The sequence below is a fragment of the Streptomyces sp. Xyl84 genome (assembly GCF_059731885.1).
In genome coordinates this window covers 5,506,178-5,532,564 of record NZ_AP029182.1, presented here as the reverse complement: position 1 = coordinate 5,532,564, position 26,387 = coordinate 5,506,178, and the positions used below count along the sequence as shown (strand labels likewise).

Here is a 26,387-nt window from a genome sequence, read left to right as displayed (position 1 = left end):
GGCCGCTGCGGGAATGAACCGCCCATGGGCCGCACTCCGCCTCCCCCGCACCCCACCGCCCCGCTCACGACGGCGCTCCTCGTCGTCCAGCCGCTGCGGAAGAAGCACTGTGCCGCATGCCGCCGCGGCCCCCTGTCCCTGCTCGTCCTGGAGGAGGGGCGGCCCCGCTGTCTGGACTGCGCCGACCTCGGTCACCTGCTGTTCCTGCCGCGCGGCGACACCGCGCTGACCCGCAGGGCACGTGAGGAGAGCACGCTGTCGGCGGTGGTGGTGCGGTTCAGCCGGCGCCGCGGCCGGTACGAACGGCAGGGACTCCTCGTGGAGGAGGCGGCTCTCGCCCGGGCGGAGGAGCGGTGCCTGGCGGACGCCGAAGCGCGTCGTCGGCGGCGGGCCCGGGACGCGCGGCGGCGGGCGGCGCAGGACGTACGGTTCACGGAGGCGTTCGCGGCAGAGATCCGGCGGCTGTTCCCCGGCTGTCCGGCCGGGCGTGCCCACGCGATCGCGGCGCACGCCTCGGCGCGCGGCAGCGGCCGGGTCGGGCGCAGCGCGGCGGGCCGGGCGCTGTCCGAGGGCGCGGTCCTCTGCGCGGTGCGGGCCTCGGTCCGGCACCTGGACACCCCCTACGACCGGCTGCTGATGGAGAAAGTGGCACGGCACGAGGCGCGTCGGCGCACGGCGGACGCCGTGGAGTCGGTGCTGCGGGCGTGGCGGGAGGAAGGGGAGGAGGGGGACGGCGTGGGACGCGCGGCCTGAGAGGGAAGGGCCGCGCACTCTGCGCGTGCGGCCGGGGCGACGTATCGTTGCCGCAAGAGTGCCGCTCGTGGCGGGATGGGTACCGCCCGATCACAAGGGAGACGGCCATGGCCGATCCCAAGGGTTTCATGAACACGCCCCGCGAGGAGTGGCCCCGCAGGCCGGTCCGGGAACGGGTGGGCGACTGGGACGAGGTGTACGTCCCGGGCGCGCTGCTGCCGATCATCAGCCGGCAGGCCGACCGTTGCATGGACTGCGGAGTCCCGTTCTGCCATGACGCCTGTCCGCTGGGCAATCTGATCCCCGAGTGGAACGACCTGGTCGCCAGGGAGGACTGGCGGGCGGCGAGTGACCGGCTGCACGCGACGAACAACTTCCCCGAGTTCACCGGGCGGTTGTGCCCGGCGCCCTGCGAGGCGGGGTGCGTGCTCGCGATCAACCAGCCGGCCGTCACCATCAAGAACGTCGAGTGCGCCATCGCCGACCGCGCCTGGGAGGAAGGTTTCACCCCGCCGCGGCCGCCGGACCGGCTGTCGGGGCGGACGGTGGCGGTGATCGGCTCGGGACCGGCCGGACTCGCCGCGGCCCAGCAGCTCACCCGCGCGGGACACACCGTCGCCGTGTACGAGAAGGACGACCGGCTCGGCGGGCTGATGCGGTACGGCATCCCGGAGTTCAAGATGGAGAAGCGCCGTCTGGAGCGCCGTCTGGAGCAGATGCGGACCGAGGGCACCCGGTTCCGTACGTCGACCGCGGTCGGGCGGGACGTCGAAGCTGCGGAGCTGCGCGCGCGCTACGACGCGGTGGTGATCGCCACGGGGGCGACGGCCTGGCGGGAACTCGACGTGCCGGGCCGCGAGTTGTCCGGGGTACGGCAGGCGATGGAGTACCTTCCGCTGGCCAACCGGGTGTGCGAGGGCGACCTCCGCGTCTCACCGCTGTCCGCCGCGGGCCGCCATGTGGTCATCGTGGGGGGCGGTGACACGGGCGCCGACTGTCTGGGCACGGCGGTGCGGGAGGGCGCCGCGTCCGTGACCCAGCTGGACATCTACGCCCAGCCCGGCACGGAGCGCGACGAGGAGAGCGAACCGTGGCCGACCTACCCGAAGCTCTACCGGCTCTCGGCCGCGCACGAGGAGGCCGGTGCGCTGCGGACGGCGCCCGCCGCGGACGCGGACGCACGCCTGTTCGCGGCGTCCACACTCCGCTTCACCGGCGACGGGCAGGGCCACGTGCGCGAGCTGCACCTGACCGAAGTGGACGCGCGGCGACGCCCGTTGCCCGGCACCGAGCGCACGCTGCCGGCCGACCTGGTGCTGCTCGCGCTGGGTTTCTCCGGACCGGACCGGGAGGACGGCCTCGTGGACCAGTTGGGGATCGAACTCGCGCCGCGGGGCACCGTCGTGCGGGGCCCCGACTTCGCGACCGCCGTCCCCGGCGTGTTCGCGGCCGGGGACGCGGCACGCGGGCAGTCGCTGATCGTGTGGGCCATCGCGGAGGGACGGGCGGTGGCGGCGGCGGTCGACCGGTACCTGACGGGCAGTTCACACCTTCCGGCACCGATCGGGCCCTACGACCGCCCCATGGCGGTGTAGTCCGTCACCGGCGCACGAGTCGGCGCCGGTGACGGCCGGGTGCGGCACTCTGCTGCGGGTCAGGGCAGCGCAGGCCGTTCAGCTCGGGTCAGCTCATGCGGCGCTCCGTGAGCGGCTGACGCCGTCGGAGCCGCAGGAGTCGTAGGAATCGTAGGAATTGTCGGAGTCGTAGGGGCCATCGGAGTCGTAGGGGCCGTCGAAGCCATCGAGGTCCGACATGTTCAAGTCCGTACCAAAATTAGGAAGTCGAGCAAGAAGAACGGCGCACGCCGGTCAGGAGAGCAGGAAGTCGGCCACCCCCGCCTTGGCGCCTTCGATGAAGGCGGTCATCTCGTCGGTGGTGTAGATGAGGGCCGGCCCGTCCGGATCGGTCGACTGGCGCACCGCGATCCGGCCGTCGGCCAGCTTCATCGCCTCCAGGCAGTTGCCCCCGTTGCCGCCGCTCCACGGCTTGTGCCAGCCTTCACTGCCCAGTTCCCTGGCCGGCATGCCGTTGTAGATCCGCTCGCCGCGGAGCCGCCGGCCGCGACGGCTCGGCGAGGGCTGGGACGTGATGCGATCCATTCACAGCTCCTTGCGGAGATCCCGGAGGATCTCCTTCGTGCGATGTGCCGTAGCGGCCTGCGCCGCCATGCGGTCCATGACCTCGAGGTGGGTCGCCACCTCGCTGCGCGCGTCCAGGTAGACCGCGCCGGTCAGGTACTCGCTGTAGACCATGTCCGGCAGTTCGGGCATGGCGAATCGGAACAGCACGAAGGGCCCGTACGTGCCGGGGTGCGGCCCCGAGGAGAACGGGGCGACCTGCAGCGTCACGTTGGGCAGCTTCGTGGCGTCGAGCAATCTGTCGATCTGGGCACGCATCACCTCCGGGCCGCCGACCGGGCGGCGCAGCGCGGTCTCGTCCAGGACGACCCAGAACCGGGGCGCGTCGGGACGGGTGAGCAGGTCCTGGCGTTGCATGCGGAGCGCGACATGGCGCTCGATGTCCTCGGGGCTGGTCTGTCCTATGGCGCCCGAGGTGAGCACTCCGCGCGCGTAGTCCTCGGTCTGGAGGAGTCCGGGCACGAAGTGGGGTTCGTAGGAGCGGATGAGCGCGGCGGCGCCCTCCAGGCTGACGTACATCGAGAACCAGCCCGGCAGGATGTCGTGGAACCGCTGCCACCAGCCGGGCCGGTTGGCGTCCTCGGCCAGTTGCACGAAGGCCTCGGCCTCGTCGTCCGGGATGCCGTACGCCTTCAGCAGCAGTTGCAGGTAGGGGATCTTGAGGGCGACCTCGGCCATCTCCATCCTGCGGACGGTGGCGGGGGCGACGCGGAGGATGCGAGCCGCTTCCTCACGCTTGAGTCCCGCGCGTTCCCGCAGGTCGAGCAGGCGCCGGCCGAGCACGACCTGGCCGACCGTCGGCGCGGACCGCGGTTCGCTCACACTCCACCTCCACCTGAGAAGTTCCGAGGGCTCCCGCGGGTCCGCGGACCCGCGACGGGCCCGGACGGCCCTGAAGAATCCCGACAGGCCTGCGGCGCCATTCGAAGATTCATTCGAAGACCCGACGGATCCTCGGACGAACTCAACTGGCGCCGCGCGACATGCTGTTGCGAGCAGTGTGCCACGGCCCCTCACCGCGTCACACAGCACTCTGCATTTTTCATAGTGACACTTGCCAAGTGTTCACGGCGGGGGAGATAGTGGCAAGCGTGATTCCGTCCCCGCCCTTAGGAACAGACGCCGCCGCGGGCCTCCTCGCCCCCGGCGCCGCCACGGGAGCGGGCCCCACCGGGGCCGTTGCCGAGCGCCGGTTCCGTTTCGAACTGGCCGCACATCCGGGTTCCCCCGCACAGGCCAGACGACTGACCAGACGCCGGCTGACCGGCTGGTCGGTGTGCGAGGACACCTGCGACACCGCGGCCCTGGTCGTCTCCGAGCTGGTCACCAACGCCATCGTGCACACGGCGAGCAACCAGATCGTCTGCGAGCTGCTCGACGGTGACGACCTGGTGCGCATATCCGTGCGTGACGAGGGCTGCGCCCCGGGTGAGCCCCACCCGTCGCCGCAGCGGCCGGAGGAGGAGCACGGCAGGGGCCTGCTTCTCGTCGAGGCCCTGTGTCACGCCTGGGGTGCGCAGGAACAGGGTCCCGGGCTGGTGGTGTGGGCGGAGCTGCCCCGCGCGACCGGCCCCGCGGAGGCGAGCGACGGCCCGCCGGACGCGCGGGAACTCCCGGCACCGCACGTGGCCCCGGCACCGGTGGCAGTCCCGGCATCGCACGGAGCCCCGGCACCGACGGGAGCCCCGGACGCCGTGCCCGGCGCGGTACCGAACCCGCACGCAGCACGGGAGGCGCAGGACGTACGGGAAGCGCAGCCCGTACGGGAAGACGTACGGGAGGTTCGCGGGGACCTCGGCTGGGGAGCCCGTCCCAAGCCGGCACCGGCCCGCCAGCCCGGCCACGAGGACGACCCTCGGGCGGCACGGGAGACCCGGAAGACGGCGCAGGCTGGGCAGGCAGGGCACTCGGGGCAGACGCAGGGGGCGGCGGCGCACCCGCCCTACGTTCCGCTCGGCCAGCAGAGCCCGCACGGCCCGCACGGCCACAGTCCCCACCTGCCGCACCCCTCGCAGCCACCGCAGGGGTTGCACGGAGCGCATGGACCTCAGAAACCCCATGGGCCCCATACGCCCCCAGCACCGCATGTCGCGCCGCACCTGCCGCACGGTCCGCAGGGGCCCCATGGCTCGCTCGGGCCGCAGCATCCCGCGCAGACACCTCACTTCCCGCAGGCATCACAGGGAACACGACCGCAGGAACCTCATGGAACGGGGGCCGTATGGCTGTGAGCGGTGCTTCCGGCTCCGGTCAGGTGATCAGCCTGGACACCCTCGTACGCCTCGGGCGCGCGACGCGTACGCCTGGCGCACCCGGCAGTGCGGACCGGTCCGGTCCGCCGCTCCGGCTGGCCCTCCCCGAGGGCATGACCGTTCCGCTGGGCTGTGACGCGGTGGCGGTTCCCGCCCGCTTCGGCCCCCAGCTGATGCCCCGGCTGCCGCGCGTGGGCTGTGTCTACGCCGACGCGACGCACTGGTGGTGGATCGTGCCGTCGGACTCCGACTACGCGCTGCGCTGGCCGGCCGCCGCGCACTACGCCACCGGCGCGATCCTGCCGGACACCGCACGCGACCGGTTGCCCGCCCTCATCCACCGCCCCGACGGACCGGTGCCCTACACGCCGCCGATCCCGCTCTACCTGGCAGTGTGCCGGGTGACGGGCACGACCCCGGCCTGGTCCCGCCCCGTCAGCGCCTGAGCGGCCACCCGCCGACGGGCTGTGCGCACACCGTCGCGCCACCGCACGCCCTCGCGCCACCGCACGCCTTCCGGCCAGCCCGCGCTCCAGCACGCCCTCCGGCAGGCGCCCGCGTGCGGACACGCGCCGGGTTCAGACGGTCGCGCCCGCGCGCGGAGGCACGCGCCGGGCTCAGGCGGTCACGTCACCGCCGCCCTCGGCGCCCCTGACGATCACCAGGAATGTGTCCGTCGCGAGGTCCATCACGACCTCGGCGGGCAGGCCCTCCAGACGCCGCGCGTACGCGAACTCCTCCGCCGGCCACGATCCGCGCGGACCACCGGCGGGAAAGCGCTCGAGCACCGTTCGCCCGTTCACCCTGCACCTCCTGTCGAGCTGTTCTCCTAGAGTTAAACGCCAAGCATGGGGTGAACGCCTCGCCCAGTGACGGTACTGAGACGTAGTTGACACGAGTTCAACGCCAAAAGTGGGTCTCACCTCACACTTTCGGCCCAGGCGATCACCTTCCGCTCGGCTTCGTGCACCGTTCGTGTTCACACGTTCGTGTCTTCCGGCAGGGCGCCCACCGCGTCGCCGAGGACCTGTCCGGCCTCGGCGACGGCCCGCCCCAGCGCCGTGGGAGAGGCGGTCAGGCCGGTGAGGATGCCGTCGACGCGGCCCAGGCCCGCGCGGGCGACCAGCCCCTTGTCGTTGGTGACCCACTCTCCCCGCGCGGCCAGCACCGCGTGGGCCGTCTGGGTCGTGGCGAGGGCGATGGCACCGGCGGTCTGGACGAGCGCCCCCTTGGCCGCGTGTCCGTCCTTCGCGTAGCCGAGGGTGGCCGTGGCCAGGCCGTACCAGTGTCCGGGCGCCGTCCGGCGCAGCTTCTCCGGGTACGCCGCCGGCTGCCGCAGCTCGCCGCGCAGCACCCGGTTGACCGCGAGTTCCGCCACCACCAGGTAGCTCGGGATCCCGGCGAGGTGGAAGAGCAGCGGCTCCACCCGGAACCGGCCCTCCTCCGCCTCGGCCCACTCGTGTTCCACGACGTCCAGGTCGCGGTAGTGGACGTCGACGCGGCGCCCGTCGACGGTCAGCCACGCGCCGCCGTTGAAGACGCCGCCACCCCAGCCGCCGATCGCGGACACTTCGCCCGGCCAGCCCACGGCCCGCAGGTCGGCGGGGTCGAAACGCCCGCGGTAGTAGACCGCGAGGTCCCAGTCGCTGTCGGGCCGGTGGGTGCCCTGGGCGCGCGAGCCGCCGAGGGCCACGGCCCGGACGCCCGGGAGCGCGGCGAGGCGGTCCGCGGTGGTGTCGAGAAAGACCTCGTCCGAAAGCTCCATGTGCATCTTGTTCTCCGTTCTCCGTCTTCTAGTCCCCCGGCGCCCGCTGTTCCCCGACGCCTGCCGATCGCCCGGCGCCTGCCACTTTCCGGCGTCCACCGATCCCGATGTCCGCCGCTCCCCGGCGACTACTGATTCACGGTGTCGGCCGCTCCCCGGCGCCTGCCCTTGTCCGCGGCCGCCGGGGACCGGCGGTCGCGGGAAATTCGGGTGCGGCCACGTCCCCGGACGCGCATCATCGGCGGGTCGTCCGTCGTCCACCGCCGCCAACCGGCCGCCCCAGGAGCCCCGTTGATCCAGCACGTCACAGCATCCCACCCCTCTCCGCCGCACCGGCACTCGTACGTCTGCGTCACCGAGGCGGGCACGGAGCCGGCCTTCCGCGCCGGATCCGTGCCGTGGGACGCCGGAGGCAACCTCGTCGGAGCGGATGCTCCCGTGCGCCGGGCCCAGCAGGTGACCGCCCGTCCCCCTGAGCGGCTCCGCGCGGTCGGCAGCGACCCGGCGCACGTGCCGGCGACCGGCGCGGGGGCCGCGGGACAGGGGCACGGCGCATGAGCGCGGCGGGCTCCGTGGTGCTGCGGCGGGCCGGTGCTCCCGATGCGCCGGCCGCGGCCGACGTCTGGCTGCGGTCCTTCGCCGCCGCGCTGCCGACGGTCGTGCGGCCGCACTCCGACGACGAGGTGCGCGCGTACTTCCGGGACGTGGTGGTTCCCTTCCGGGAGACGTGGGTCGCCGACGACCGCGGCGGGGCCGGTGTCGTCGGGGTCATGGTGCTCGACGGCGACGAGTTGTCCCAGCTCTACCTCGAACCGGCGTGGCGGGGGCGGGGGTTGGGCGACCGGTTCGTCGCCCTGGCCAAGGAGCGTGTCCCGCGGGGGCTGACGCTGTGGACCTTCCAGGTCAACGAGCCCGCCCACCGTTTCTACGAGCGGCACGGCTTCGTCGCCGCCGAGTACACCGACGGCAGCGGGAACGAGGAACGGGAGCCGGACGTACGGTACGTCTGGCGCCCGTGAGGCGGCCGGTTCCGCGGTCCGCTCCGTCAACCGCCGGTGCCGTACCGGTCCGTGGCCGCGACCAGTGCGTCCACCACGCCGGGCGCCGCCGCGTCGTGCCCCGCCTGGTCGACGATCACCAGTTCGCTGTCCGGCCAGGCCCGGTGCAGGCGCCAGGGCGTGCCGAGGAGGTTGCCGAGGTCGAGGCTGCCCTGGACCAGGGTGCCGGGGATGCCTCGCAGCAGGGAAGCGTCGCGCAGCACGACGCCCTCGTCGTTCCCCGCGCCGAGGAAGTGGTCGTTGCCGAAGTAGTGCGTCACCGTGCGGGCGAAGGCCATGCGGAACGCCGGGTCCTCGTAGCGCGCGACGGAGCGCGGCGGTGCGGGGATGATCGCCGTCTCCCAGTCGGTCCAGGCGCGTGCTGCCCTTTCCCGTACCGCCGGGTCGGGCGACTCGATCAGCCGGTTGAAGGCGGCGGCGAGGTTGCCGGTGCGGTCGGCGTTCTCGGGCAGTGCGGCCAGGAAGCGGGCGAAGGCGTCGGGGAAGATCCTGCCCAGCCCATGGGTCAGCAGGGCCACCTCGGCGTTCGAACCGGTCGCGATGCCGGTCAGGACCAGCTCGGAGACCGCACCGGGTCGGGTCTGGGCGTACCGCAGCGCCAGCACCGCCCCCCACGAGGCGCCCCACACCAGCCACCGTTCGATGCCCAGGTGCCGGCGCAGCAGCTCCAGGTCGGCCAGCACGTGCGCGGTCGTGTTGACGCGCATGTCGGTGTCGTACGCGCTCGCGTGCGGTGTGGAGCGTCCGCAGCCGCGCTGGTCGAGCACCACGATCCGGTAGCGGGCCGGGTCGCAGTAACGCCGGTGGCCCGGCGTGCACCCGGAGCCCGGACCGCCGTGCAGCATCAGCGCCGGCTTGCCGTGCGGGTTGCCGCAGACCTCCCAGTGGACGCGGTTGCCGTCACCGACGTCGAGCAGGCCGTGGTCGTACGGTTCGATCTCCGGATACAAGGGCATCGGCGCACCCTAGCCGTCGGGCTACGGGCCCGTCCCGCCGTTTTCCCCCGCCTCCCCCTCCCTGTCCGCGTCCCCCGCCCCGGCGCTGGCCCCCGCTCCGGCCCCGGCGGACGGTGTGGCCGGCGCCGGTGTGGCCGGCAGTCCCGCCGCTCGTGCCGCCGTCCGCAGGACGTCCCGGAGCATTCCGGGGGTGAGCCGGCCGGTGAAGGTGTTGCGCTGGCTCACGTGGAAGCAGCCGAAGAGGTCGAGTCCGTCGAGCGGCACGTGGGCGCCGTGGGCGAAGGCGGGGCGGGGACGCGGCACCGTCCAGCCCGCCTCGGTGAAGGCGGGCAGCGCGGCCTGCCAGCCGAACGCCCCCAGCACCACGACCGCCCGGAGGGTGGGCCGCAGCAGGTGCAGTTCCTGGACCAGCCAGGGCCGGCAGGTGTCCCGCTCGCCGGGCGTCGGCTTGTTGGCGGGCGGCGCGCAGTGCACAGGCGAGGTGATCCGCACGCCGTACAGTTCCAGGCCGTCGTCGGCGGAGACGGAGGTCGGCTGGGAGGCCAGCCCCACGTCGTGGAGTGCCTCGTAGAGGACGTCACCGGAGCGGTCCCCGGTGAACATGCGGCCGGTGCGGTTGCCGCCGTGCGCGGCCGGTGCGAGCCCGACGATCAGCAGCCGTGCGTCCGGTGGCCCGAAGCCCGGCACGGGGCGGCCCCAGTACGTCCAGTCGGCGAACGCGGCCCGTTTGGTGCGGGCGATCTCCTCGCGCCAGGTCACCAGGCGCGGGCAGGCCCGGCACCGGGTGATCCGCTGGTCGAGAGCGGCAAGGCTGCTGGTGTCCATGCCTCCACCGTAATTTCGTGCGGGACGGCGGGCCCGGGCGACTAAGGTCGGGACCATGGCTTCGGGAGACGATATGGACCGCGACCAGGGCAGGGGCGGCGGGGGCGGACGGGCGCGAGGGGCCTCCCCGCGGTCGTTCGTGGCAGTGGACGCGACGGCGGCCGGCGGCACCGCGGCTGCGAAGGCCCGTGACACGGCGATCGCGACGGCCGGTGACACCGCGGAAGTGACGGCCGGTGCCGCCACGGAACCGAAGACCGGTGCGGCCGTTGATCCCGAGAGCGGTGGTGTTGAGGCCGCCGGGACCGGTGCCGCTGAGGTGGCCGGGGCCGGTGGTGCGGCGGAACCGAAGGGCACCGCCGGGATGGATCCCAAGGTCGCCGCTGCCGTCGCCGCCGCCGAGGCCGCCGGTCCGGGGCCGGGTGAGACCGTGCGGATCGACAGCTGGATCTGGGCCGTCCGTCTGGTCAAGACCCGCTCGGTCGGCGCGACCGCCTGCCGTGGCGGCCACGTCCGTGTGAACGGCGAGCGGGTCAAGCCCGCGCACTCCGTCCGGGTCGGCGACGAGGTCCGCCTGCGCGGCGAGGGCCGGGAGCGGATCGTCGTCGTCACGCGGCTGATCCGCAAGCGGGTCGGCGCGCCCGTGGCCGTCCAGTGCTACGTCGACAACTCGCCGCCGCCTCCGCCCCGCGAGGCCGTCGCTCCCGCCGGTGTCCGCGACCGCGGTGCCGGGCGCCCGACGAAGCGGGACCGTCGCGAGCTGGAGCGACTCCGCGACATGGGTGGCCTGGACGGGCCGAGCGGCCCGGCGGGCCGACCGCGAAGCCGGTAGCCCGTCCGGCGCGCCGCGGCCGTGGAGACCTGCCGAGTCCCGCCACGGCCGCCCGGCGCCCGACGGTGCCAGTGGCACCCTGACGGCCCGGAGCCACCACAGTCCGGCTCCACCCCCAGGGTCCCGGAGCCACCACGGCCCGGCGCCACCATCAGGGTCCAGGAGCCACCACGGCCCGGCGTCACCACGGCCATGCGTCGCCATGTCGACACGGCGACGCATAGCTCCCCGGCTGCCCCATGACTGCCCGGGCGACAGCCCGGCCGGTGCCGCTCCGTCGGCGGCCTGGCGCGGTGGCGGAATCAGCGCTGCCGGCGGGCCGCCCGCAGCAGGCGCGCGGTGGCGCCCCGCCGGGCCCACGCTATGAGGAGGAGCGGCACGATCAGCACGACCGGCGTCGCCGCGTTCTGCCCGTCGAAGACGGTGAGCTGGACGACGAACGCGCCCACCATCAGCGCGCCGAGGGCCAGCGCCGCGACCGACTGCAGCACCGGGACCAGCAGTGCGACCGCGCCGGCCAGTTCGAGTGCGCCGATGACGTACATGCCCGCGCTGCCCCAGCCCATCCGGTCGAACGATTCGACGGCCGAAGGGTGCGCGATGAGCTTGGGAAGGGCGCTCGCGAAGGCGTAGAAGAGCGCGAGCAGCACCTGGACGGCGCGCAGGGCCACGGCGCGGGCGCGGCGGCCGCGGGCGCCGGGTGCGCCGCCCGCGGCGGCGGCCGGGGCCGGGGAGAGGAGGGGGGCTGCGGGGGCGGCGACGGTCTCGGGCATGAGGGTCTCCTGCGGGAAGCGGTCAGCGGGCTGCCGTACAGAAGGAAGACCGGTCTCAGCGGCGGAACTCATCGCCGTCCGGCCTGCTCCTCGGGCGCCGGCCGCACAAGGTCCCGTCCTGGGGGAGCCACAGGCCGGTCCTCGGGCCGGCCCCGCTCCGTACAACGGACCGCGTCCGCCCCGCCGTTCCCCGGCCCGGCCCGGTTCACCCGGCCGAGTGAGCCCCGGTGGCGCAGGTCCTCGGTGAGGGGGGCGGGCCGTCGGTGGTCCCTTTGGTGAACGCCCCGCAGAAGAGTACGTTGCAAGGAGAAGTGGTGAGCGGTGATGCGTACCGGCAGTGAACCGACGACCGCGCGCAGTGCTCTGCGGGCGCGCTTCTGGCTGAGCCTGTGGGGGCTGGCCTGGGCGATCTTCGGCACCGCCGTGTTCGTCCTGCTCGGCCGGCCCGGGTGGGCGGCGGCGTGCGGTGTGCTGTGGCTGGTGATCGCCGTCGACTTCGCGATCATCGTGCGGCATCTGCGGCAGGGCCCGCACTACCAGCCGGGCCGTGACGTCCCGCCGTACCGGCCCCCGCAGGGGCGGGACGGGTAGCCGCCCGAGGGTCGCGGCGCGTGGGCGCCGCGGCGAGTCGGGCGGGACGGTCAGGTGTCGAACTCGGCGCGCTGAAGGTACTCGGGGTTCGGGTCCAGCGCGGCCGCCAGCCGGAAGTGACGCTTGGCCAGGCCGGCGCGGCCCTGCCGCTCGTAGGTGCGGGCCAGCGCGAAGTGCGCGAACGCGTTGTCGGGTTCCCGCTCCAGGACGATGGTGAACTCCAGCTCGGCCGGTCTCAGTTGCGCGGCGGCGAAGAACGCGCGGGCGCGCAGCAGCCGGGCCGCCGTGTTCTCGGGGTGCGCGGCGATGACTCCGTCGAGCAGCTTCACCGCGCCCCGTGGGTCCCGCGCGGCGAGCAGTTGTTCGGCGGCACGGAAGTCGATGACATGCGTCTCCGGAGTACGTCCGGGGGAACCGCTGGTCTCGGGCACGGCAAAGTCCTTCCCTTGCTGGAAGGGTTCAACGCCCCGGCCGGACAACCGTATTCCGGCGGACGCCCGGGGTGGGGCGTGCCACAGGCCGGCACCGGCAGGCACCGGCCGTGACGGACGGCTGTCCGCGCGGCCGCCGGACGCCACGCGCACCGCTCTCGCCGGGGCCCGTCCCTGGGTTCCTCCGGCGGCCTGGCTCCGGGCGTCTGCGGACGGGCGGGGCCGGACGGGCGGGGCCGGGCCTCTCCCTCGGTGTCTTCGGGGCGTGTCCCTGGGTGTCTCCGCGGGGCCTATTCCTGGGTCTCCGCGGACGGGCGGCGCGGGCCGTGGGCCCGGCGGACCAGTTCCGTCCAGACCTCGCGGACCCGCTGCCGGAGCTGCTCCAGCGGGACGTCGTTGTCGATGACGATGTCGGCGATCTCCAGGCGCTTGTCCCGGCCGGCCTGGGCGGCCATGCGGGCGCGCGCGTCGTCCTCGGTCATGCCGCGCAGTCGTACGAGCCGGTCGAGCTGGGTCGCGGGGCTCGCGTCGACGACGATCACGAGGTCGTACAGCGGTGCGAGACCGTTCTCGGTGAGGAGCGGGACGTCGTGGACCACGACGGCGTCCTCGTCGGCGGCCTCTTCGAGCCGGCGGGAGCGGGCGCCCACCAGGGGGTGCACGATCTTGTTCAGCACGGCGAGCCGTTCGGGGTCGGCGAAGACGATGGCTCCGAGGCGGGGCCGGTCCAGGCTGCCGTCCGCGGCGAGCACCTCCTCGCCGAAGGCGTCGACGACCGCGGCGAGGCCCGGCGTGCCCGGGGCGACCACCTCGCGCGCGATGCGGTCGGCGTCGATCAGCACCGCGCCGCACTCCACGAGCAGCCGTGACACCTCGCTCTTACCGGCTCCGATGCCCCCGGTCAGGCCCACCTTCAGCATGTGCCGCAGCTTAGGCCCTGACGTGCGCGGCCGGCCCGGCGGGCGTCAGTTCTCGCCCTCGCGCTCGGCCAGGAAGCGTTCGAACTCGCGGCCGATCTCGTCGGCGGACGGGATCTCGACGGGCTCGGCGAGCATGTTGCCCCGGGTCTCGGCGCCCGCTGCGGCGTCGTACTGGTGCTCCAGCCCCTGCACGAGGGAGGTGAGTTCCTCGTCGCCCTCACGGATCTGCCGGTCGATCTCGGTCTGCGTGCGGTGGGCGTCGTTGCGCAGGGTGTGGGCGACGCTCGGCAGGACCAGGCCGGTGGCCGCGGTGATGGCTTCCAGCACGGTCAGTGCCGCGTCGGGGTACGGGGAGCGGGCGATGTAGTGCGGGACGTGGGCGGCGACGCCCAGGACGTCGTGCCCGGCCTCCATCAGCCGGTACTCCACCAGGGCCTCGGCGCTGCCGGGGACCTGCGCCTCGTCGAAGGGGCTGCGGTGGCCCGGGACGAGGTCGCTGCGGTTGCCGTGCGGGGTGAGCCCGACGGGGCGGGTGTGCGGGACGCCCATGGGGATGCCGTGGAAGTTGACCGCCAGGCGCACGCCGAGCCGCTCCACGATCTCCCGCACGGCGGCGGAGAAGCGCTCCCACTCGACATCCGGTTCGGGGCCGGACAGCAGCAGGAACGGCGCTCCCGTGGCGTCCTGGACGAGGCGCACCTCGATCGCCGGTTCCTCGTACTCGGTCCAGCGGTCGCGCTTGAAGGTCAGCAGGGGGCGGCGGGCCCGGTAGTCCACGAGCCGGTCGTGGTCGAAGCGCGCCACGAGCTGGTGGGGCAGGGAGTCGAGCAGCCGGTCGACGATCTGGTCGCCGGTCTCCCCCGCGTCGATGTATCCGTCGAAGTGGTAGAGCATGACGAGCCCGGCCGACTCCTGCGCGAGCGCCATGTCGACGACCGCCAGGCCCTTCGGCTCCCATGCGTACAAACCCTGCGGATCAAGCACTGTGACCGCCCCTCCTCGTGTTCGTAGGTTCACAACGAGGAGCGGGGCGCGGGCATTCCCGGACGCCGCACGATCACCCGGAATCGTGACGACGGAGGCTTCCGGCAGCGGTCACGAGTGAGGCAGGCGGGCGGGGCGGGTGCCTTGTGCGGGTACGACTGCGGCCCGCACCCCCGGGCGGGGGGTGCGGGCCGCGGTCAACGGCTAGCGCCTAGCAGCGGTGAGCGGTCAGCTCTGGCCGCCGGCCAGCTTCTCGCGCAGGGCCGCCAGGGCCTCGTCCGAAGCCAGCGCGCCGGAGCTGTCGCCACCCTCGGAGGAGTACGAACCGCCACCGGACGCGACCGGAGCAGCAGCCTCGCCACCCTCGGCAGCGGCCTTCTCGTCCGCCTCGCGGGACTTGATGACCTGCGCCTGGTGCTGCTCGAAGCGAGACTGCGCCTCGGCGTACTGGCGCTCCCACTCCTCGCGCTGCTTCTCGTAGCCCTCGAGCCAGTCGTTGGTCTCGGGGTCGAAGCCCTCGGGGTAGATGTAGTTGCCCTGGTCGTCGTAGGACGCGGCCATGCCGTACAGGGTCGGGTCGAACTCGACCGCCGACGGGTCGGCACCGAAGGACTCGTTGGCCTGCTTCAGCGAGAGGCTGATGCGACGGCGCTCGAGGTCGATGTCGATGACCTTGACGAAGATCTCGTCGTTGACCTGGACGACCTGCTCCGGGATCTCCACGTGGCGCTCGGCCAGCTCGGAGATGTGGACCAGACCCTCGATGCCCTCGTCCACGCGGACGAACGCACCGAACGGAACCAGCTTCGTGACCTTGCCGGGCACGACCTGGCCGATCTGGTGGGTCCGGGCGAACTGCTGCCACGGGTCTTCCTGGGTCGCCTTCAGCGACAGGGAGACGCGCTCGCGGTCCATGTCGACGTCGAGGACCTCGACGGTGACCTCCTGGCCGACCTCGACGACCTCGGAGGGGTGGTCGATGTGCTTCCAGGACAGCTCGGAGACGTGGACCAGACCGTCGACGCCACCCAGGTCCACGAAGGCACCGAAGTTGACGATCGAGGAGACCACACCGGAACGGACCTGACCCTTCTGCAGGGTCGTGAGGAACGTCTGGCGGACCTCGGACTGGGTCTGCTCCAGCCAGGCACGGCGGGACAGGACCACGTTGTTGCGGTTCTTGTCCAGCTCGATGATCTTCGCCTCGAGCTCCTTGCCCACGTAGGGCTGGAGGTCGCGGACGCGGCGCATCTCGACCAGGGAGGCCGGGAGGAAGCCGCGGAGGCCGATGTCGAGGATGAGACCACCCTTGACGACCTCGATGACGGTACCGGTGACGATGCCGTCCTCTTCCTTGATCTTCTCGATGGTGCCCCAGGCACGCTCGTACTGGGCGCGCTTCTTCGAGAGGATCAGGCGGCCTTCCTTGTCCTCCTTCTGGAGAACAAGGGCCTCGATCTCGTCACCGACGGCGACGACCTCGTTCGGGTCGACGTCGTGCTTGATCGAGAGCTCGCGGCTCGGGATGACACCTTCGGTCTTGTAACCGATGTCGAGCAGGACCTCGTCCCGGTCGACCTTCACGATGACGCCGTCGACGATGTCGCCGTCGTTGAAGTACTTGATCGTCTCGTCGATCGCGGCGAGGAATGCTTCCTCGTTACCGATGTCGTTGACCGCTACCTGCGGGGTGGTGGCGGTGGTCTCGGTGCTGCTCGTCATGTGGGAAAGGGCTCCGGTACGGACATTGAAGTCGTAGGTACTGCTTACGCCGGGAGCCCGTTTCGCTCTGCAGAAGCCGGACAGCCAAGGAAGCCCCACACAAAACCGCTGGTGGCGCCTCGAGAACCGAGGGGACATACAACAGATGCGAGCGCAGCCTGCTCCGTCTGAGGCGCGCAGGCCCGCAGCGCAACTTGTAGCATACGGGGGCAGCCGGGCAGGGTCAATGCGCGAAGCCGCACACCCGGGACAGAACGCCGCATCCCCGGCGCAGAACCTGTCTCCGGAGGCCCTGCCGGCACCGCGGCGCCCCCCGAGGGCGCACACCGGGGGCTGCACGGAAGAGCCGCAGACTAGTACGAGGGAGCCGATCATCCAAGAGCCCGAACTGCCCGAGCCCGAGGCCACCCGACGTGCGGCCTCGGTCACCGAGAGCGCCCGCGCCAACCGGGGCTGGTGGGACCGGAACGCGGACGAGTACCAGGTCGAACACGGCACCTTCCTCGGCGACGACCGCTTCGTGTGGTGCCCCGAGGGCCTGGACGAGGTCGAGGCGGAACTCCTCGGTCCGTCGGAGGAGCTGAAGGACCGGGACGTCCTGGAGATCGGTGCCGGTGCCGCCCAGTGCTCGCGCTGGCTGGCCGCACAGGGCGCACGCCCGGTGGCGCTCGACCTCTCCCACCGCCAGCTCCAGCACGCGCTGCGCATCGGCGGCCCCTTCCCCCTGGTGTGCGCGGACGCCGCCGTGCTGCCCTTCGCCGACGGCTCCTTCGACCTGGCCTGCTCGGCGTACGGGGCGCTGCCCTTCGTCGCCGACCCGCGGCTGGTGCTGCGCGAGGTGCGCCGGGTGCTGCGGCCGGGCGGCCGGTTCGTGTTCTCGGTGACGCACCCGATCCGGTGGGCCTTCCCGGACGAGCCCGGCCCGGAGGGGCTGTCGGTGTCCGCCTCCTACTTCGACCGCACGCCGTACGTGGAGCAGGACGAGGACGGCCACGCGGTCTACGTCGAGCACCACCGCACCCTGGGCGACCGGGTCCGCGACATCGTGGCCTCGGGTTTCCGGCTCGTGGACCTCGTCGAACCGGAGTGGCCCGACTGGAACACCTCCGAATGGGGCGGCTGGTCCCCGCTGCGCGGGCACCTGATCCCGGGGACCGCGATCTTCGTCTGCGAACGCGACTGACCCGCAGGCCGGACGCCCTCCACGCGCGCGTGGAGGGCGTTTCCCCGCCCGTGCGCCACTTGGCGACACTAGGGGGGTGATCCGTTACGACGCCCTCGACGCACTGCCCGTGCGCGGGGCCCTCCCCGGCCTGAACGACGCGCTCGACGCTCACGGGAGCGCCGTCCTGGTGGCGCCGCCCGGTACCGGCAAGACGACGCTGGTGCCGCTCGCCCTGGCCGGACTGCTCGGGCGGGGACCGGCCCGGCGGGTGGTCGTGGCCGAACCGCGGCGGATCGCCGCGCGCGCCGCGGCCCGGCGGATGGCGTGGCTGCTGGGTGAGCGTGCCGGCGAGAGCGTCGGCCACACCGTCCGCGGGGAACGGGTGGTCGGACGCCGCACGCGCGTGGAGGTCGTCACCACCGGTGTGCTGCTGCAGCGGCTGCAACGCGACCAGGAACTTGCCGGGGTCGACGTGGTGGTGCTCGACGAGTGCCACGAACGGCATCTGGACGCGGACACGGCCGCGGCCTTCCTGTGCGACGTACGGGAGGCGCTGCGGCCCGAGCTGCGGCTGGTGGCGGCGTCCGCGACCACGGACGCGCAGGGCTGGGCGCGGCTGCTCGGCGACGCGCCGGTGGTCGAGGCCCAGGGCGTGTCGTACCCGGTGGAGGTGGTCTGGGCGCCGCCCGCACGCCCCGTACGCCCGCCGCACGGCATGCGCGTCGATCCCGTGCTGCTGGCCCATGTGGGTTCCGTGGTGCGGCGTGCTCTCGCCGAGCGGACGGGGGACGTGCTCTGCTTCCTGCCCGGTGCGGGCGAGATCGCGCGGGTCGCGGGCGGGCTCGGGGACCTGGACGGGGTGGACGTGCTCCAGGTGCACGGGCGGGCCCCGGCGGCGGTGCAGGACGCGGTGCTGGCGCCGGGCCCGCGGCGCCGCGTGGTGCTCGCCACGTCCGTGGCCGAGTCGTCGCTGACGGTGCCCGGGGTCAGGGTCGTGGTCGACGCGGGCCTCGCCCGGGAGCCGCGGGTGGACCACGCGCGCGGGTTGGGCGCGCTGACGACGGTGCGCGCCTCCCAGGCGGCCGGACGGCAGCGGGCGGGCCGCGCCGGACGCGAGGCGCCGGGCGCGGTCTACCGGTGCTGGGCGGAGGCCGAGGACGGGCGTCTGCCGCGTTTCCCGGCGCCGGAGATCAAGGTGGCCGATCTGACGGCGTTCGCCCTCCAGGCGGCCTGCTGGGGCGATCCGGACGCCTCGGGACTGGCTTTGCTGGATCCGCCGCCGGCCGGCGCCATGGCGGCGGCCCGGGAGGTGCTGACCGCCGTGGGCGCGGTCGACCCGGCCGGACGCGCCACGCCGCGCGGAACGCGGCTGGCGCGGCTGGGCGTGCCCGTGCGGCTGGGGCGGTCCCTCCTCGACGCGGGCGCCCTCACCGGGGCGGGCGGCGCGGTCGCGGACGTGGTCGCGCTGCTCAGTGAGGAAGTGCCCCGGGAGTACGGCGACGATCTCGCCGCCGCGCTGCGCCGCGTCCGGCGTGGCGGCGACGCGTACGCGGGACGGTGGCGCGCGGAGGTGCGCCGGCTGCGGGCCGCCGCGGCGGAGGCGTCCGGGACGGCGGACGCGCCCGCGCCGGGGGACACCTCCTCGGCTACGGAGAGGCCCGCGTCCGGGGGCGCCGCAACCGGCGTGGAGAGGCCCCTGTCCGGGGGCGCGGCGTCCGGGGGTGTCACGGCCGGGGTGGAAAGGCACCCCTCGGGGGACGCGCCGCCCGGGGGCGCCGGCCCCGGGGTGGGAAGGCCCGCCTCCGGGGGCCGGTCCCGGGCGGCCGACGCGCCAGGGGCCGCCGGCGCGTCGCCGGCTTCCGGTGCTCGGCGGGCTGCCGATGGGGCGTCGGTTTCCGGTCCGTCGTCGGTTCCGGGGCTGTCGGCGGGTGGGTCCGGCGGGGGTTCTGCGGGGGCCGGGGCACCGGTCGCCGGGGAGGACGGCGTCGCCGGGCTCGTGGCCGCTCTGGCCTTTCCCGAGCGGGTCGCCAGGCTGGAGGGCGGCTCCTACCTCATGGTCTCGGGGACGCGGGCCGAACTCGCCGAGGGGTCGGCGCTGCGCGGGGTGCCGTGGATCGCGGTCGCCGTGGCCGACCGGCCGCTCGGCAGGGGGCACGCGCGCGTGCAGCTCGCCGCGGCCGTCGACGAGGACGTCGCCCGGCTCGCGGCGGGGCCCCTGCACGAGGAGCGTGCGGAGGTCCGCTGGGCCGACGGGGACGTGGTCGCCCGGCGGGTCGAACGGCTCGGGGCGGTGGAGCTGAGGGCCCGGCCGCTCGCCGACCCGGCGCCCTCGCTCGTACGCGACGCGCTCCTTCAGGGGCTGCGGCAGGAGGGGTTGCGGCTGCTGCGGTGGTCGCCGGGGGCCGAAGTGCTGCGGCAGCGGCTCGCGTTCCTGCACCAGCGGCTCGGCGCCCCCTGGCCCGACGTCCGCGACGAAGCCCTCCACGCGCGCGTGGAGGAGTGGCTGGAGCCGGAACTGGGCCGCGCCCGCCGACGCGCGGACCTGGCGCGGATCGACGCCGGGCAGGGGCTGGCGCGGCTGCTGCCGTGGGCCTCCGGGGAGGCGGCCCGGCTGGACGAACTCGCCCCGGAGCGGCTCACCGTGCCCAGCGGGTCGGCGGTCCGGGTCGACTACGGCGATCCCGGACAGCCGGTCCTCGCGGTCAAACTGCAGGAGATGTTCGGGCTGGACGCCTCGCCCGTCGTGGCCGGGGTGCCCGTCCTCGTGCACCTGCTCTCCCCCGCCGGGCGGCCCGTCGCCGTCACCGCCGACCTCGCCTCCTTCTGGCGGGACGGCTACAAGGGCGTACGGGCGGAGCTGCGCGGCCGGTACCCGAAGCACCCGTGGCCCGAGGACCCGGCGACCGCGCAGCCCACCCGGCACACCAACGCCCGGCTCAGGAGGTGAAGACGCTACGAGGACGAGGACGGGGAGGCGGACGCTGACGGGGACGGGGACGCGCCCGTCGACGGCTCGGCGGAGAGGCCGGCCGCCGCGACCTTCAGTTCCACGGTCAGCGTGGCGCCACCGGCGGTGGTGATGCGGAGCAGGAAGGTGCCGGTGGTGTCGTCCGCGTACAGGCGGGGCAGCTTCAGCAGTCCCGCGGCGTCCGTCTGAAGGCCCTTCAGGGTGCGTACGGGCTTGCCGTCCGCGTCCTTGAAGTAGGGGCCCTTGTCGTTCTCGGCGGGGTCGTCGGCGGACTTGACCAGGGTGGCGGTGGCGGCGACCTTGCCGGCGACGGCGCCCTTGTAGGTGGCCTTGACCTCGACCTGGTCGGTGAACTCGCCGCCCGGCGTGCACGCCAGCGGGGTGTCGCCGGTGCGGACGAGCGCGTCGGCGGTGCGCGCGGTGACGGTGGCCTTGTACGGGAGCGCGGAGACCGCGCGCCCGACGACGACGGCACGGACGGTGAAGTCGCCCGTCTTCTCGCCCGCCCGGAGCACGGGTGCCAGGGCCACGCCGGAGGCATCGGTGACGACGGTGGCGACCTTCTCGCCGCCGGTGAAGGTGGTGTCGGTGTCGCCGGTGATCAGGAAACGGACCCTGACCTTGGCGACCGGCTTGCCGGCCTTGGTCTCGGCGCGGGTGCTGATCCTCTCCGAGAAGGCCTCGCCGGCGCGCGCGGTGAGCGTGTCCGTGCCGGCGTCCTCCAGGTGGTCCACCGTGTCGGTGGGCGTGGGAGGAATGGGGGGAGGTGTCACGGGCGGCCTGCTCGGCTCGCTCGGGGTTCCGCCGGGCGTGCTGGGAGTGGTCGGCTTGCCCGGCGTGCCGGGCTGGGCGGGGGTGCCCGGCTTGCCGGAGCCGCCCGGCCGGTGGCTCGGCGTCGGGGAGGACGGCCGCGAGGGCGTGGTGGACGGCCCGGGGTGGGTGCCGGCGGTGTCGTCGCTGTGGTGGACCGGCAGCTGGCCGGTGCCGTCGGGCACCGAGTGGGTGCCCCTGCGGTAGTACTCCAGCCACGACAGGACGGTGTTCAGGTACTCCTGCGAGTGGTTGTAGCTGAGGATCGCGCTGCTCAGGTCGGCGTGGTCGGACAGGTCCCAGTCGTTGCGGCACAGGTAGTGGCCGGTGGCGAGGGCGGCGTCGTAGATGTTGTTGGGGTCCTTCTTGCCGTCCCCGTTGCCGTCGCGGCCCGCCCACTGCCAGGTGGAGGGGATGAACTGCATGGGCCCGACCGCGCGGTCGTAGGTGCTGTCGCCGTCGTAGAGGCCGTGGTCGGTGTCGCTGATGTTCGCGAAACCGCTGCCGTTGAGGACGGGGCCGAGGATCGGGCTGAACGTCGTGCCGTTCGCGTCGACCTGGCCGCCGCGTGCCTGGCCCGACTCGACCCGGCCGATGGCGGCGAGGAGTTGCCAGGGCAGGTTGCAGCCCGGTTTGGAGGAACGCAGTTCGGCCTCGGCCTTCTTGTAGGCGTCGAGCACGGTGGCGGGTATGCCCGCCTCGGCCGCGGCCTGCGAGGCCGGGGTGCCGGTACCGGTGTGGGGGGCCGCCGGGTCGGGGCTGTTCAGCGGCGGGAGGTCCGTGTAGTAGTGCGTGTCACCGGTCGCACTGTCGCCGACGGGCGTGTCGGGGACGGACGTCGCACCGGCGGCGGGCTGTCTTCCCTCGTCGCTGACCGTCACACCGGGAGCCTCGGAAGCGGAGAGCGCCGCGACCGCCACAGCGGCCACGGCTGTGGTCGCCGCCCCCTTGTACAGCCTCCTGCCGAAATGCGCCGCCATGGAGTGAACCCCTCCCGTGAACGCCCGAGCGTCCTTCTGTGCTTGCCTGTTCGCCCTGTTGTGACGGTTGACTCGCGGTACTGGTTGCCCTCGTGGAGCCTTCCGGATGCACGACCCAGGTGACCCTACGACAAGTTCCTTTGAGCGGGGAGCGGTTCGCGCCCGGTTTCCACCGCTTGTCCGTCTTCGGTGGTGAGGGCGGGAGGCCGCGGGACACGGGCGTCCGGGCGGGGAGTTCTGTGCCGCCCGTTTCTAGGCATGCGGGGGCAGCACTGCCTGGAGGGCGGGGCGCGAGGCCGGGGGGAACGGGGAGGGGTGAGCCGGGTCACGACGGGGCCTGGCCGGGCACGACGGGGTGCGGTGGGCGCGGCGGGGTGCGAGGTGGGCCAGGGGGCCGGGGGGCGGGGGTGCCCCGGGGGGCGGGGCGGGGCGCGGGTCCGGCTGCGGGGGGCGCAGGGCCTGGCGGGGCGCGGGCTGGCACGGCGCGGGGCGGGGAGCTGCCCGGTGGGGAGGGGACTTCCAGGGCCTCAGTGTGCTCAGTGGGCTCAGTGGGCTCAGGGTGCGCGGTCCGGGCGGGGTTCCCGTGGCGGTGGGCCGCCGGGGCGGCCGGGGTCGGCGGTCGTGGCCGCGACGAAGACGGTGAGGGTGCGGGCGGGGACGGGGCGCGGCATCCGGGCGAGCAGGAGCGCGACGTAGCCGCGGGTGAGGTCAACCCACAGGGGCCAGGGAAGGCGTGGACCTGGGGTGAGCCGACGGCGGAGGTCTCTCGCGGCGCGCCGGAGGGTGACCGCCAGGTCGGTCGGGATGCGGGCGGTGCTTGCGTCGGCCGCGAGGGCCGGGACCGGCGGGGGCGGCGCGGCCGGGGCCGCGCCGACGGGTGTCTGGGATACCGCCGGCCGGTGGTTGAGCGTGCGTATACCCATGCCCAGATCCTGTCGGGCCGGGGTGGCGGGTGCGTCTCTGCGGGGGCCACGTGAGTGACGGCCCCGACGCGGACGGCCGCGCGCCGGGAAAGGCTGCGGGGGCCGACGGCGGCCGGGGAACGGCCGGGGCGTCAGCCGCGCCGGGAACGGCCCGAGGCGTCCACCTGGGCCCGTACGGGCCGGTGGACGCCCCCGCCTCCGCCCCCGCCTCCGCCCCCGCCTCTGGCTCAGTGCGCCGCCGACTCCCAGTCCGGGCCCACGCCCACCGAGACGTCCAGCGGCGCACGGAGCCGGACCGCTCCGGACATCTCGCGGCGGACGATCTCCTCGGCCGCCGCGCGCTCGCCGGGAGCGATCTCCAGGACGATCTCGTCGTGGACCTGGAGCAGCATGCGGGACTTGAGGCCCGCCTCGCCGAGTGCCCGGTCCACGTTCAGCATGGCGATCTTGACGATGTCCGCGGCCGTGCCCTGGATCGGGGCGTTGAGGGCCATCCGCTCGGCGGCCTCGCGGCGCTGCCGGTTGTCGCTGTTGAGGTCGGGCAGGTAACGGCGGCGGCCGAAGAGCGTCGCCGTGTAGCCCGTCGCGCGCGCCTCGTCGACCGCCCGGCGCAGGTAGTCCCGCACACCGCCGAACCGCTCGAAGTAGGCGTCCATCAGCGCGCGGGCCTCGGCAGCCTCGATGTTCAGCTGCTGGGAGAGGCCGAAGGCGGACAGGCCGTACGCCAGGCCGTACGACATCGCCTTGATCTTGCGGCGCATCTCCGCGTCGACCGCCGAGCGCTCCACGGCGAAGACCTGGGAGGCCGCCGTGGTGTGCAGGTCCTCGCCGGAGGTGAACGCCTCGATCAGGCCGGCGTCCTCCGACAGGTGGGCCATGACCCGCAGCTCGATCTGGCTGTAGTCGGCCGTCATCAGCGACTCGAAGCCCTCGCCGACGACGAAGCCGCGGCGGATGGCCCGGCCCTCGTCGGTGCGGACGGGGATGTTCTGCAGGTTCGGGTCCGTGGACGACAGACGGCCGGTCGCGGCGACCGTCTGGTTGAACGTGGTGTGGATGCGGCCGTCCGTCGCGATGGTCTTGATCAGGCCCTCGACGGTGACCCGGAGCTTGGCCTGCTCCCGGTGGCGGAGCATGATCACCGGCAGCTCGTTGTCCGTCTGCCCGGCCAGCCAGGCCAGGGCGTCGGCGTCGGTGGTGTAACCGGTCTTGGTCTTCTTGGTCCTGGGCAGCGCCAGCTCGCCGAAGAGGACCTCCTGGAGCTGCTTGGGCGAGCCGAGGTTGAACTCGTGCCCCGCCGCCGCGTGGGCCTCCTTCACGGCCTGCTGCACCGCACCGGCGAACATCTGTTCCATGGCTTCGAGGTGGGTCCGGTCGGCGGCGATGCCGTGGCGCTCCATACGGGCGAGCAGCGCAGAGGTGGGCAGCTCCATGTCGCGCAGCAGATCCGCCGCGCCGACCTCCTCCAGGCGCTCCTCGAAGGCCCCGCCCAGGTCCAGGATGGCGCGGGCCTGGATCATCAGGGCCTCGGCCTCGGCCGCGTCGTCCGCGCCGAAGGCCAGCTGGCCGTCGGCCGCGGCGGCCGGTGCCAGCTCGCGGTGCAGGTACTCCAGGGAGAGCGCGTCCAGGTCGAAGGAGCGGCGGCCGGGCTTCACCAGGTAGGCGGCGAGCGCGGTGTCCATGGTGACGCCCGCCACGCTCCAGCCGTGCTCGGCGAAGACCCGCATGGCGCCCTTGGCGTTGTGGAACACCTTGGTCCGGCCGGCGTCGGCCAGCCAGTCCGCGAACGCGCGCTCGTCGGCCTCGTCGAGCTGGGACGGGTCGAACCAGGCGGCGGGTCCGCCGGCGGCGGCCAGCGCGACCTCGGCGACCGAGCCCGCGCCCAGCGCCCACGCGTCGACCGTGGCGACACCCAGGGTCTGCGTGCCGTGCTCGGCGAGCCAGGCCGTCAGCTCACCGGTGCCCAGCACCGTGCCGTCCAACTCCACGCCGTCCGCCGCGATCGGCGTGGCCTCGGCCTCCTCGGCCCCCGGGTCGACGGCGAAGAGCCGCTCGCGCAGCGACGGATTGCGGATCTCCAGGGTGTCCAGGACCATCGCGACGGCCTTGCGGTCGTACGCCGTCCTGGCGAGGTCGGTGACGCCCTTCGGCAGCTCGACGTTGCGCTCCAGCTCGGTGAGGCGGCGGTTGAGCTTGACGGCCTCCAGATGATCGCGCAGGTTCTGCCCGGCCTTGCCCTTGACCTCCTCGGCACGCTCGACGAGCTGGGCGAACGAACCGAACTGGTTGATCCACTTCGCCGCCGTCTTCTCGCCCACGCCCGGGATGCCCGGCAGGTTGTCCGACGGGTCGCCGCGCAGGGCCGCGAAGTCCGGGTACTGCGCCGGCGTCAATCCGTACTTCTCGAAGACCTTCTCCGGGGTGAACCGGGTCAGCTCGGAGACGCCCTTGGTCGGGTAGAGCACCGTCGTGTGCTCGGAGACCAGCTGGAAGGAGTCGCGGTCACCGGTGACGATCAGCACCTCGAAGCCCTCGGCCTCGGCCTGGGTGGCGAGCGTGGCGATGATGTCGTCCGCCTCGAACCCCTCGACGGCGAAGCGGGAGGCCTGCATCGCGTCGAGCAGCTCGCAGATCAGCTGCACCTGGCCCTTGAACTCGTCCGGCGTCTTGGAACGGTTCGCCTTGTACTCGGTGAACTCCTCCGATCGCCAGGTCTTGCGGGAGACGTCGAACGCCACCGCGAAGTGCGTGGGCGCCTCGTCACGCAGGGTGTTGGCCAGCATCGACGCGAAGCCGTAGATCGCGTTCGTCGGCTGGCCCGTCGCGGTGGTGAAGTTCTCCGCGGGCAGCGCGAAGAACGCGCGGTAGGCCAGCGAGTGCCCGTCCATGAGCATCAGCCGCGGACGGGTGCCGCCGGGGGTGGTGTCGGTCTTCTTCGATGCTGTCTCTGCCACGCCCCCGATCCTGCCACGACCCACTGACACTCGGAGGACGGCCGGTCCGCGGCAACGGATGCGCGGCCTGATCCGGCCTCGCCGCCGCACCCAGGAACGGGCCGGGGGCGCGCCGGGGCGGACCCACGCCTCGGCCCCGGGAGCGGCCGGAACGGGCGCACCCCCGCCTCGGACCTGGGAGCGACTGGGGAGGGTCACGCCGGGCCTGGAAGCGGCTGAGGACGGGCGGGCCCCGACCCGGGCCCGGAGGCGGCTGAGGACGGGCAGCCCCCTCCTCAGTCCCGGAAGCGACTGAGGAGGTGCAGACCCCGCCTCAGCCCCGGGGCCGCCCGGGAACGGACGCGCCGCCGCCTCGGCCCCAGAGAGCAACCGCGGCGCCCCTCACGCCCTCTTCCCCTCTCTTACGCATCCCGGCCAGGTCCACTGTCACTGCCGCGTGCGAGGATCGGAGGCGTCCGGGATCCGGGTCCGCGGCGCCGCGCCGGTGCGGCCGGCGAAACCGCCCCGGGAAAGAGCACACGCGCAGT

Annotated in this window: 24 protein-coding genes and 1 pseudogene; 10 read left to right on the top strand and 15 right to left on the bottom strand. The window is 73.7% G+C overall.

The genetic code is table 11. The annotated features are described in order from the left end of the window. Positions 1-24 precede the first annotated feature (24 nt). A complete protein-coding gene (locus AC6I72_RS23975; protein WP_498003257.1) occupies positions 25-753 on the top strand; it encodes a DUF2293 domain-containing protein in 729 nt (242 codons plus the stop codon). Positions 754-860: 107 nt separating this feature from the next. After that, positions 861-2,348 (top strand): glutamate synthase subunit beta, encoded by a 1,488-nt coding sequence (locus tag AC6I72_RS23970; protein WP_498003256.1) that lies wholly within the window; start codon positions 861-863, stop codon positions 2,346-2,348. Between the two features lie 93 nt (positions 2,349-2,441). Here AC6I72_RS23970 and AC6I72_RS23965 read toward each other — a convergent pair whose 3' ends face one another. Genes AC6I72_RS23965 through AC6I72_RS23955 form a run of 3 tightly spaced genes read right to left on the bottom strand, consistent with a single transcriptional unit; the run spans position 2,442 to position 3,773 of the window. Continuing rightward, on the bottom strand, positions 2,442-2,567 hold the full coding sequence (locus tag AC6I72_RS23965) for a hypothetical protein (protein ID WP_498003255.1): 126 nt from the start codon (positions 2,565-2,567) through the stop codon (positions 2,442-2,444). Between the two features lie 54 nt (positions 2,568-2,621). Further along, positions 2,622-2,912 carry a DUF397 domain-containing protein gene (locus tag AC6I72_RS23960; RefSeq protein ID WP_037860729.1) on the bottom strand — a complete coding sequence of 97 codons (291 nt, stop codon included), beginning with the start codon at positions 2,910-2,912 and terminating at the stop codon, positions 2,622-2,624. After that, entirely contained in the window at positions 2,913-3,773 is an 861-nt protein-coding gene (locus AC6I72_RS23955) for a Sco1979 family transcriptional regulator (protein WP_037860728.1), read from the bottom strand. Positions 3,774-4,033: 260 nt separating this feature from the next. On the opposite strand from AC6I72_RS23955, the pseudogene AC6I72_RS23950 reads away from it, so the two are divergent. Both AC6I72_RS23950 and AC6I72_RS23945 read left to right on the top strand, forming a co-directional pair. Further along, positions 4,034-4,561 (top strand): annotated as a pseudogene (locus AC6I72_RS23950) (ATP-binding protein); the annotation flags it as partial. Positions 4,562-5,172: 611 nt separating this feature from the next. Beyond that, the gene (locus AC6I72_RS23945) at positions 5,173-5,649 is read left to right on the top strand and encodes a hypothetical protein (RefSeq protein WP_498003254.1); all 477 of its coding nucleotides are present in this window, start codon (positions 5,173-5,175) and stop codon (positions 5,647-5,649) included. Between the two features lie 171 nt (positions 5,650-5,820). Here AC6I72_RS23945 and AC6I72_RS23940 read toward each other — a convergent pair whose 3' ends face one another. Continuing rightward, the gene (locus AC6I72_RS23940; RefSeq protein WP_360962722.1) at positions 5,821-6,006 is read right to left on the bottom strand and encodes a DUF8839 family protein; all 186 of its coding nucleotides are present in this window, start codon (positions 6,004-6,006) and stop codon (positions 5,821-5,823) included. Positions 6,007-6,182: 176 nt separating this feature from the next. Continuing rightward, positions 6,183-6,968, bottom strand: a complete 786-nt coding sequence (locus AC6I72_RS23935) for a nucleotidyltransferase domain-containing protein (RefSeq protein ID WP_498004800.1) — start codon at positions 6,966-6,968, stop codon at positions 6,183-6,185. 291 nt (positions 6,969-7,259) lie between these two features. Between AC6I72_RS23935 and AC6I72_RS23930 the strand changes: the two genes are divergently transcribed. Together AC6I72_RS23930 and AC6I72_RS23925 are read left to right on the top strand one after the other, a co-directional pair. Further along, a complete protein-coding gene (locus AC6I72_RS23930; protein WP_498003253.1) occupies positions 7,260-7,526 on the top strand; it encodes a hypothetical protein in 267 nt (88 codons plus the stop codon). Further along, complete coding sequence (locus AC6I72_RS23925) at positions 7,523-7,987, top strand: GNAT family N-acetyltransferase (protein ID WP_498003252.1); 465 nt, start codon at positions 7,523-7,525, stop codon at positions 7,985-7,987. Before AC6I72_RS23930 ends, AC6I72_RS23925 begins: the two co-directional genes overlap by 4 nt. Before the next feature lie 26 nt (positions 7,988-8,013). Here AC6I72_RS23925 and pip read toward each other — a convergent pair whose 3' ends face one another. Together pip and AC6I72_RS23915 are read right to left on the bottom strand one after the other, a co-directional pair. Then, on the bottom strand, positions 8,014-8,982 hold the full coding sequence (gene pip, locus AC6I72_RS23920) for a prolyl aminopeptidase (protein WP_498003251.1): 969 nt from the start codon (positions 8,980-8,982) through the stop codon (positions 8,014-8,016). 21 nt (positions 8,983-9,003) lie between these two features. Further along, entirely contained in the window at positions 9,004-9,807 is an 804-nt protein-coding gene (locus AC6I72_RS23915; protein ID WP_498003250.1) for a uracil-DNA glycosylase, read from the bottom strand. A 319-nt stretch (positions 9,808-10,126) separates the two neighbouring features. Here AC6I72_RS23915 and AC6I72_RS23910 point away from each other — a divergent pair, with 319 nt between their 5' ends. Next, positions 10,127-10,639 carry an RNA-binding S4 domain-containing protein gene (locus tag AC6I72_RS23910; RefSeq protein WP_498004799.1) on the top strand — a complete coding sequence of 171 codons (513 nt, stop codon included), beginning with the start codon at positions 10,127-10,129 and terminating at the stop codon, positions 10,637-10,639. A 302-nt stretch (positions 10,640-10,941) separates the two neighbouring features. Here the strand turns inward: AC6I72_RS23910 and AC6I72_RS23905 are convergent, their stop codons facing one another. Then, positions 10,942-11,412 carry a DoxX family protein gene (locus AC6I72_RS23905; RefSeq protein ID WP_498004798.1) on the bottom strand — a complete coding sequence of 157 codons (471 nt, stop codon included), beginning with the start codon at positions 11,410-11,412 and terminating at the stop codon, positions 10,942-10,944. A gap of 324 nt (positions 11,413-11,736) precedes the next feature. Here AC6I72_RS23905 and AC6I72_RS23900 point away from each other — a divergent pair, with 324 nt between their 5' ends. Next, complete coding sequence (locus AC6I72_RS23900; RefSeq protein ID WP_498003249.1) at positions 11,737-12,003, top strand: DUF6343 family protein; 267 nt, start codon at positions 11,737-11,739, stop codon at positions 12,001-12,003. Positions 12,004-12,053: 50 nt separating this feature from the next. Here AC6I72_RS23900 and AC6I72_RS23895 read toward each other — a convergent pair whose 3' ends face one another. The 4 genes from AC6I72_RS23895 to rpsA all read right to left on the bottom strand — a co-directional run bounded on the left by AC6I72_RS23895 (position 12,054) and on the right by rpsA (position 16,060). Further along, positions 12,054-12,434 (bottom strand): tetratricopeptide repeat protein, encoded by a 381-nt coding sequence (locus AC6I72_RS23895; RefSeq protein WP_498003248.1) that lies wholly within the window; start codon positions 12,432-12,434, stop codon positions 12,054-12,056. 290 nt (positions 12,435-12,724) lie between these two features. Further along, positions 12,725-13,354, bottom strand: a complete 630-nt coding sequence (gene coaE, locus AC6I72_RS23890) for a dephospho-CoA kinase (RefSeq protein WP_498003247.1) — start codon at positions 13,352-13,354, stop codon at positions 12,725-12,727. Positions 13,355-13,399: 45 nt separating this feature from the next. Then, positions 13,400-14,338, bottom strand: coding sequence for a PAC2 family protein (locus tag AC6I72_RS23885; RefSeq protein ID WP_498003246.1), 939 nt, complete (start codon positions 14,336-14,338; stop codon positions 13,400-13,402). A gap of 228 nt (positions 14,339-14,566) precedes the next feature. After that, positions 14,567-16,060 (bottom strand): 30S ribosomal protein S1, encoded by a 1,494-nt coding sequence (rpsA, locus tag AC6I72_RS23880; protein WP_366726489.1) that lies wholly within the window; start codon positions 16,058-16,060, stop codon positions 14,567-14,569. A 226-nt stretch (positions 16,061-16,286) separates the two neighbouring features. Between rpsA and AC6I72_RS23875 the strand changes: the two genes are divergently transcribed. Together AC6I72_RS23875 and AC6I72_RS23870 are read left to right on the top strand one after the other, a co-directional pair. Further along, positions 16,287-17,243 (top strand): class I SAM-dependent methyltransferase, encoded by a 957-nt coding sequence (locus AC6I72_RS23875; protein ID WP_498003245.1) that lies wholly within the window; start codon positions 16,287-16,289, stop codon positions 17,241-17,243. 76 nt (positions 17,244-17,319) lie between these two features. After that, the gene (locus AC6I72_RS23870) at positions 17,320-20,172 is read left to right on the top strand and encodes an ATP-dependent RNA helicase (protein ID WP_498003244.1); all 2,853 of its coding nucleotides are present in this window, start codon (positions 17,320-17,322) and stop codon (positions 20,170-20,172) included. A 5-nt stretch (positions 20,173-20,177) separates the two neighbouring features. Here AC6I72_RS23870 and AC6I72_RS23865 read toward each other — a convergent pair whose 3' ends face one another. The 3 genes from AC6I72_RS23865 to polA all read right to left on the bottom strand — a co-directional run bounded on the left by AC6I72_RS23865 (position 20,178) and on the right by polA (position 25,860). Next, on the bottom strand, positions 20,178-21,983 hold the full coding sequence (locus tag AC6I72_RS23865; RefSeq protein WP_498003243.1) for a lytic transglycosylase domain-containing protein: 1,806 nt from the start codon (positions 21,981-21,983) through the stop codon (positions 20,178-20,180). Positions 21,984-22,537: 554 nt separating this feature from the next. Then, entirely contained in the window at positions 22,538-22,906 is a 369-nt protein-coding gene (locus AC6I72_RS23860) for a hypothetical protein (protein WP_498003242.1), read from the bottom strand. 227 nt (positions 22,907-23,133) lie between these two features. Further along, positions 23,134-25,860, bottom strand: a complete 2,727-nt coding sequence (gene polA, locus AC6I72_RS23855) for a DNA polymerase I (RefSeq protein WP_498003241.1) — start codon at positions 25,858-25,860, stop codon at positions 23,134-23,136. Between the last annotated feature and the right edge of the window lie 527 nt (positions 25,861-26,387).